At 59.2% G+C, this 262-nt stretch carries 1 protein-coding gene; it reads right to left on the bottom strand.

Annotated elements, in window-relative coordinates; genetic code table 11:
* The coding region (locus SB816_RS32680) for an XdhC family protein (RefSeq protein WP_410548336.1) at window positions 1–262 on the bottom strand (262 nt) is incomplete at both ends.

Here is a 262-nt window from a genome sequence, read left to right as displayed (position 1 = left end):
GGAGGCGCGTTTCGCATGTCGTGATTTTGCAGAACGGGAACGTTACGCCGGACTGCCGTCATTTCGGCAACGATTGCCACCGCGATTTCCGGAGGCGTCTGCGCGCCGATGTACATGCCTATTGGTGCGTGAAGCCGTTCAATCTGGTCGACAGTGAGATCGAACAGTCCAAGCCGCTCCCGGCGCCGGGCGCAGTTCATTCGTGAACCGATCGCTCCGACATAGAAAGCGTCGGACTTCAGCGCTTCAAGCAGCGCCATGT

This window comes from Achromobacter sp. SIMBA_011, from assembly GCF_046535435.1.
Lineage (GTDB): Bacteria > Pseudomonadota > Gammaproteobacteria > Burkholderiales > Burkholderiaceae_B > Achromobacter > Achromobacter dolens.
This window is presented reverse-complemented; position numbering and strand designations above follow the sequence as displayed.